The following is a 7,081-nucleotide window of genomic DNA, read 5'->3' as shown; positions in this document are numbered from 1 at the left end:
TATCTAATTCTATACTATCTTTGTGGAGTACTTGGTACACGGGGTTGTAGGTTTTGTTTGTTTAGCGACACAAATTTCTATAACCCTTCTTTATTTTACAAAAGTCAAGACGACTTCATTACAATTTGTTAGTTAATTGCTCATAGATTAGTAATTCATTTGTAGTAACAACCATTTCATTTTCCTTTACACCATCGGTTACATACGTATAGATACTATTTTTAGATACAGGTGTTATCTTTCTGATCTCTTGTTCACAGTCATTTTTATAGACGACTACATAATTTTGATTATTGTCAAAGATGATCGCTGTATTGGGAATGGCTAATAATTTACCATCATTCGTTTCTAATTGAATGCTAATATCAGCAGACATACCAGGCTTTAACTTCATCTCTTTATTAGTCATTGAGATTTGTGCTTTAAGCACGCGTTCTTCTGCATCAAATACTTGTGATACTTTAGTTACCTTTCCGGCGAAGTATTCATCAGGATAGGCTAGGGTAGAGACCTGTACCTCTTGATTAGGTTGTATATGGCGCATATTAGCAGCATAGACATTAGCCATAATCCATACATCAGATAGATCTGCTATAGTGAATAAGGGTTCATCACCTGCATTGACTGTCATACCTGTACTAATACTTTTAGTGACAATATATCCAGACTGTGGAGCGACTACTTTAACTACGCCAGATTCACCACGGCTATTAAATATCGCTAAGCTACTTTTAGAAGCAGCTACTTTGCTTTTTAAGGTTTTTACATCTTCCTGAGCTTCTATTAACTCTTTTTGAGAAGAGATACCATCTTTATGCATAGACTCTACAGATTCCAACTCTCTAAGCGCTACTTTTAATTCTGCTTCATTAGATTTTAACTCACTGTAAATCTCATTGGTATCAGTACTTTTTATCTCAGCTAGTAATTGACCTTTCGTAACATAATCTCCTAAAGAGAAATAGGTGTTAGAGACTAATCCATCTACTAAACTGTTATAAGGAACTGTCTTATCTTGATTATAATCGATATATCCATTTAAAGTTAAGCTACGCTCTACTGATCTAAGCGTCACTTTCTCCATCTTCAGCGTGCTCTTCATTGCTTCAGATAGACATTCTTGAGTAGGAGTTGCCTCTTCGGTATTTTGACTTCCCTTATTACAGCTAACTAAGGCTATATTTAATAAGGCTAATGTAAGTATAGAATATTTTGTCATTGTAGTTTAGTTTAATTCTTATAATTCTTTCCCCACAGCATACTGTAGTTTCTCGAAGTGATCATTTAGATCTTTTTTAGTTTCTAATAGGATAGTCTTATTTTCTATATAGGCTTCTACAAAGTCTAAATATTCCATTAAGTTAACGTTTCTCTTTTGGAAGTTTTTATGATAGGCTTCTAGTAATTGATCTAGTTGATTTTCGTAATCATTATCAATGTCTTTATACAAAGCTTCCACGTGATGGTAGTTTCTGAATGCCTCTATGATATCATTAGCTATTTCGTTTAGCTTGGTTTGTGTATCTAGTTTAGCTAATTCTATATCAATCTTCGCTTCTTTAATGTTTCCCTTATTTCTATCAAATATTGGCAAATCAAATGAGACTCCAAAACCGATAAAGTCACGCATAATATTACCTCCTCTATCATAATCTACACCTAATGTAATATCAGGTACGCGTTGTGCTTTCTCTATTTCAAATCTCTTTACGGATTGTTTCTCTAGTGTTTTGCTCTTTAAGGCATCCGGTCTTTCTTCTTGTGCTGTGATAATCCAGTCTTCTAATTTAAGTTCAGAAATCTCTTTATTTGGAGCGATTAGTAAATCAGTTATTTCTATTTGTGTATTGTTACCTATACTGATGTAATTCTTAAAGTCTTTGATTGCTTCTTCTAAATCTTTATTGATATTAAGCAATTCCTTTTTAAATTGAAGTTCAGCAGCTTTTAGCCTAATATATTCCGCTTGGCTAATGTTACCTTGTTTTAGCTGATTCTTATACGCTAGTGTTAAGGTTTGACTGTTTTCTATCTGCTTGTCATATATCTTACGTTGTTCTTGAAGCATTTGGATATCAGAAAGATTATTTCTCAACTCTAGTTTAAGTTCTCTAAGAATACTCTCAAACTCCTGTCTTTTCTCTTCTATAGTTAGTTTTTGTAACTCGATAGTCTTTTTTCGTTTACCCCCCGTTTGGATCATTTGCTCTACTCTAAAGGCGTATTGTTGTGATTCCCCCCAGTTGCCTATTAGTTTTGGCTGTTCTTCTATGCCTGAAGTTTTCCAGAAGTTAACTTCAGAAACCTCGAAAGTAGGGTTAGGCCATAAACGAGCTTGTAATAATTGGGCTTCAGCTTGCGATATTTCAAGATTTTTAGCAATAAGATCTAGATTCTGCTCTAAGAACATTGCTTCAGCACTTTCTTTTGACAGAATTAGTGTTTTCTTGTCGCCATTCTGAGCAAAAGCACCCAAGCTTAAAGCACATAAAACGGTTACTAAAGTATTTTTAAACATAGTCTATTTATTTTAAGGTCAAAATTATTACTTGATACTTATAGGGCACTTTGAATTTGATTAGATACAGATTAAAACAACATTAGAATACGATTAGAAAATTATTTAGCTACTATTTTAAAACATCGCATTATATAGTATATCTCTTTTCATTTGTTCTAAATGCACTTCTCTACAAGATAATGAATTATTATCATTTGTTAAAAACATTAACTTTTGAATAGATAGTACAAAGAATTCGTTTATCCCATAATATACTTATTGCAAAAAAGAAGCCAAAAATAGAAAACAACAATAAAGTAACACAAAAATAATCTTTGTATTCATTGTTAAACTACAATACGTGATGTGATGATTCGTAAAAAAACTTAATCAGATATGCTTTATTGTGAATTAATCATGGTTTGTAACCTGCTTTTTATTATAAAAAGATGGCAAAATTATTGTGATTATCAAAATGGCGTATATTATTGAGAATTTATGCACAGCATTAAATGCATATTGTTTGAATATTATGATTTATTATGATTGAAATTTTGTATTTTGTACTATATCAATATTGAAAATCTACTGAAGTAGTACAGGTTTTGAATGTTAGGTATTATCTAGCATGAGCCGTAATGACTAGGTTTCTAAGAATTACTAATTAGTACAGATTATACTATTCTGTAAGAATTTAAGGACAGAGAGTCATTAAACGAATTATTTGAATTTTATCATTTTGAAGGCGATTGAGACTTCAAATGATACAGTAATAATAAAAAATAAATTTAAAGAGAAAATAAATACTAAAAATTGAAGCTATGCAAGATGCAACAGGAGTAATCAAAAAACTAAAGAGAATGATGGGGATTAAGACTGATCTTCAACTTTCTGAAATTCTTGATGTTAAACCAAACACTATTTCTTCGTGGAAAAAAAGAGATAGTTTACAGTACGAAGGGTTAATTGCACTTTGTAAGGAACACAAGATTGATTTAAACGAACTGTTTTTTTCTGATTCGACAGCAGTATACAATACTAGCTATCACAAGAGAAAAGTAAAGATGATCTCTATAGACCATCACTTTGAATACTTTCTAGACTCTGAGAAGACATTAGCTACTGCACCGAGTTATGTATTCCCTACTACAGAAGAAGTAGATACAGCATTTCAGGTTTCTGTAGATAATATGTATCCGACGATAAAGATGACTTCTTATGTGATTACTAAGAGAATAACATTAAAAGATTTGCAACTATGGCATATCTATCTGTTTATTCTTAAAGATAAAGGGATTGTTATTTACCGTTTTAAGCGTATAGCAGAGGATGGTACTTTATTATTAATAAGTGATAATCCTAGTTTTGAGAATATTCAAGTTAAACCAGGAGACGTTAGAGAAGTATTCTGTGTAAGAGGTGCATTTTTACCAAATATGAAAACGGCTACTGAATTATAAACAGTAACTTTATATATAGATAAGGCTAAGCACTGTGCTTAGCCTTATCTATATATAATAATTTCTAAATACGTGAATAAAACTAAATGCCCTATATTTGAAAAAAAAAGATGAATATAAAATCACTAGGTTGGAATAGCTATTTAAAAGAAGAAATGTCTTCGCCTTACTTTAAAACACTAATGGAAACAGTTGATTCTCTATACGAGACATCAATGGTATTCCCACCTAAAGAAGAGGTTTATAAAGCTTTTGATTTAGTAGATTTTAAAGACGTAAAAGTAGTTATCATTGGTCAAGACCCATACCATGGTGCTTTTCAGGCAAATGGCCTATCTTTTAGCGTAAGTAAAGGTGTTAAACTACCTCCGAGCTTGGTGAATATCTATAAGGAGCTAGAAAGTGATCTAGGCATCCGTAATCTTAATGGGGATTTAAGCAAATGGGCAGAGCAGGGGGTATTCTTATTAAACGCTACCCTAACTGTAGAAGAAAAGAAAGCAGGTTCTCACCAAAAGATTGGTTGGGAGAAGTTCACTGATGCAGTTATAGAACAACTAAGCACACACCGTGAGGATATTGTATTTATCCTATGGGGAAGCTACGCACAGAAAAAAGGAAAGAATATAGATCGCTCTAAGCACTGTGTGATAGAGACTGTACATCCATCTCCTTTATCAGTATACAGAGGATTCTATGGCAGTAAACCCTTCTCTAAATCAAATGACTATCTAGCTTCGAAAGGAATCAAAACAATAGATTGGAAGGTTTAATTCAATTATGAATTAGGAATTAAAAATTTGTTTGCATTTCAGGCATAAGGATTACCTATAAGCACAATACATAATATACTGTGTGAACAAATCAATAACTCTTAAAAAAACACCAATCTAGAATTGATTAATGTGTATGAAACCTAAGTCTATTAGGTTATATTTGTTAATATAAACATAACATAATACATATGAAAAAAACTATACTTAGCATTTTTGCTTTGCTATCTATCTCTACAATAGCAACAGCTCAGAACAGTACATCTACTAATGGTGAAAAACCTAAAGTACAATTTGGTATCAGAGCAGGATTTAACCAAACAATCATTAATAATATTGATGATCTAGTAGGGAAGTCAGGTTTCCATATAGGAGGTGTTGCTGAAGTGCGTTTAGCACCTAGATTTGCCTTACAAGGAGAATTAGTATATACTACAATGGGTGGGAAATTAGAGAGTATTGATTTACCCTTTACGACTTCTTATAGTGGGAAAGTAAATATGAACTATATCGCTATCCCTGTTATGGCTAAATACTTTGTTACTGAAGGATTTAATATACAAGCGGGTCCACAGTTTAGCTTTGCTGTTAAAACTGAAGGAGAAGTTAATGGAAAAACAGGTGATATTGGAAGTTTAGTAAATAAGTTTGATTTAGGGATTAATGCAGGTTTAGGATATGACTTTAAGAATAACCTATTTATAGATACTAGAGTTAACTTTGGATTAATCGATGTGTTTAAAGATGTTCCTGTAAACAATAAGAACTTTGCATTTATGATAGGGCTAGGGTATAAGTTCTAACTAAGTATACATTCGTGCCGTGAAACAATACCACATAAAAAAACCGGAAGCCTATAAAGCTTCCGGTTTTTTTATATAATTATAATTCGTAATTAATTACAGTTTTCTTCTTTTTAGTTCTGTTTCGATAAGATCTAACTCTCTATTTGTTTGACCAGCAACAGAAGTATTCTCTTGTGCTCTTCTGATCAAATAAGGAATTACATCACGTACAGGTCCGAATGGTAAGTATTTAGCTACATTAAACTTCTCTTTTGCTAAATTAAAGCTAATATTATCACTCATACCATATAATTGTCCGAAGTATAATCTACGGTCATTGTGTGCGATATTGTGTTTCTCTAGTAAGTCAATGATTAAGTAAGAACTCTTCTCATTATGTGTACCAGCGAATAATGCCATAGTATCGATGTTATCTAACATATAAGTAACAGCAGCATCATAGTTAACATCAGTAGCAGCTTTATCTACACAGATAGGAGATTTATACCCCTTCTCAGTAGCTCTTTCGCGTTCTACTTCCATATATGCACCACGTACTACTTTCATACCAACGTGGAATCCTTCAGCTTTAGCGATATCGTGTAGGTCTTTTAGATACTGTAATCTGTCCCAACGGTACATCTGTGCAGTATTATAGATAAGCGCTTTCTCTTTGTTGTATTTGCGCATCATATCTAGACAGATATCATCAGCAGCCTCTTGCATCCAGCTGTGTTCAGCATCGATAAGCAATAATACATTATTATCAAAAGCAAATTTACACGCCATGTTAAAACGGTAAAGGATACGTTCCCATTCTTTCTCTTCCTCAGCAGTGAAAGCTACTTTCTCACCTTTTTTAACGAACATATCAAATCTACCAAAACCAGTAGGTTTAAATACAGCAAAAGGAATAGAGTCAGGACGTTGTTTAGCATACTCGATAGTCTTTAAAGTCATATTTAAAGCTGCATCAAATTGCTTTTCTGTTTCCTTACCTTCTACAGAATAATCTAATACAGATGCTACACTACCTTTAGCGTACATATTATCTACTACGCTTAGGCAATCTTCTTCACTAATCCCACCACAGAAGTGATCAAATACAGTTGAACGGATTAAACCAGTAACAGGCAAATGTGTTTTGATTGCAAAGTTTGCAAGGGAAGAACCCAATTTTACTAGAGTAGGCTTGCTAATCATTTTAAATAAAAAATGAGCTCTCTTTAATTCTTTATTATTCTTAAGAGCAAAAGCTACTTCAGTATTATTAAATAAATTTTTCATTATAAAAAGTAAATTCGTTAGGCAAATATAATTACTCTTTTAATAATAATTTAATAGTTTTCGGTATTTATGCCCTTATTTTAAATTTACTGCTTTTTTAGAAAATGACTACAGATTATGCAGTGTTCTCTTTTTAATGGTTCAATAATTATATCTAATTGCTTTATTGGCCTCATATATACAAACTAGACTTGTATCAGTAGGTACTTAAATTCAATTACAACAAATATATTTTCACTTTTTAGCAGAGAAAAAGTTATAAAACCACAAGTAGAC

Annotated in this window: 6 protein-coding genes; 3 read left to right on the top strand and 3 right to left on the bottom strand. The window is 32.2% G+C overall.

Annotated elements, in window-relative coordinates:
• Positions 1-118: 118 nt before the first annotated feature.
• Entirely contained in the window at positions 119-1,219 is a 1,101-nt protein-coding gene (locus CF599_RS13910) for an efflux RND transporter periplasmic adaptor subunit (RefSeq protein WP_121966613.1), read from the bottom strand.
• Positions 1,220-1,237: 18 nt separating this feature from the next.
• Complete coding sequence (locus CF599_RS13905; protein ID WP_121966612.1) at positions 1,238-2,518, bottom strand: TolC family protein; 1,281 nt, start codon at positions 2,516-2,518, stop codon at positions 1,238-1,240.
• An 803-nt stretch (positions 2,519-3,321) separates the two neighbouring features.
• On the opposite strand from CF599_RS13905, the gene CF599_RS13900 reads away from it, so the two are divergent.
• The 3 genes from CF599_RS13900 to CF599_RS13890 all read left to right on the top strand — a co-directional run bounded on the left by CF599_RS13900 (position 3,322) and on the right by CF599_RS13890 (position 5,536).
• The gene (locus CF599_RS13900; RefSeq protein ID WP_121966611.1) at positions 3,322-3,960 is read left to right on the top strand and encodes a helix-turn-helix domain-containing protein; all 639 of its coding nucleotides are present in this window, start codon (positions 3,322-3,324) and stop codon (positions 3,958-3,960) included.
• A gap of 110 nt (positions 3,961-4,070) precedes the next feature.
• Entirely contained in the window at positions 4,071-4,733 is a 663-nt protein-coding gene (gene ung / locus CF599_RS13895) for a uracil-DNA glycosylase (protein WP_121966610.1), read from the top strand.
• 191 nt (positions 4,734-4,924) lie between these two features.
• Complete coding sequence (locus CF599_RS13890; RefSeq protein ID WP_121966609.1) at positions 4,925-5,536, top strand: porin family protein; 612 nt, start codon at positions 4,925-4,927, stop codon at positions 5,534-5,536.
• 96 nt (positions 5,537-5,632) lie between these two features.
• Here the strand turns inward: CF599_RS13890 and CF599_RS13885 are convergent, their stop codons facing one another.
• Positions 5,633-6,805: a proline dehydrogenase family protein gene (locus CF599_RS13885; RefSeq protein WP_121966608.1), complete on the bottom strand. Its 1,173-nt coding sequence runs from the start codon at positions 6,803-6,805 to the stop codon at positions 5,633-5,635.
• Between the last annotated feature and the right edge of the window lie 276 nt (positions 6,806-7,081).

This window comes from Myroides sp. N17-2 (genome assembly GCF_002286775.1).
Taxonomy (GTDB): Bacteria; Bacteroidota; Bacteroidia; order Flavobacteriales; family Flavobacteriaceae; genus Flavobacterium.
The sequence above is the reverse complement of the archived record's forward strand: the minus strand, read 5'-3'. Positions and strand labels throughout refer to the sequence as shown.

What these genes read in the sequence shown, in the direction of transcription:
- CF599_RS13905 (WP_121966612.1), bottom strand. Translation starts at nt 2,518, where the DNA reads ATGTTTAAAAATACTTTAGTAACCGTTTTATGTGCTTTAAGCTTGGGT.
- CF599_RS13890 (WP_121966609.1), top strand. Translation starts at nt 4,925, where the DNA reads ATGAAAAAAACTATACTTAGCATTTTTGCTTTGCTATCTATCTCTACA.
- ung (WP_121966610.1), top strand. Translation starts at nt 4,071, where the DNA reads ATGAATATAAAATCACTAGGTTGGAATAGCTATTTAAAAGAAGAAATG.
- CF599_RS13910 (WP_121966613.1), bottom strand. Translation starts at nt 1,219, where the DNA reads ATGACAAAATATTCTATACTTACATTAGCCTTATTAAATATAGCCTTA.
- CF599_RS13885 (WP_121966608.1), bottom strand. Translation starts at nt 6,805, where the DNA reads ATGAAAAATTTATTTAATAATACTGAAGTAGCTTTTGCTCTTAAGAAT.
- CF599_RS13900 (WP_121966611.1), top strand. Translation starts at nt 3,322, where the DNA reads ATGCAAGATGCAACAGGAGTAATCAAAAAACTAAAGAGAATGATGGGG.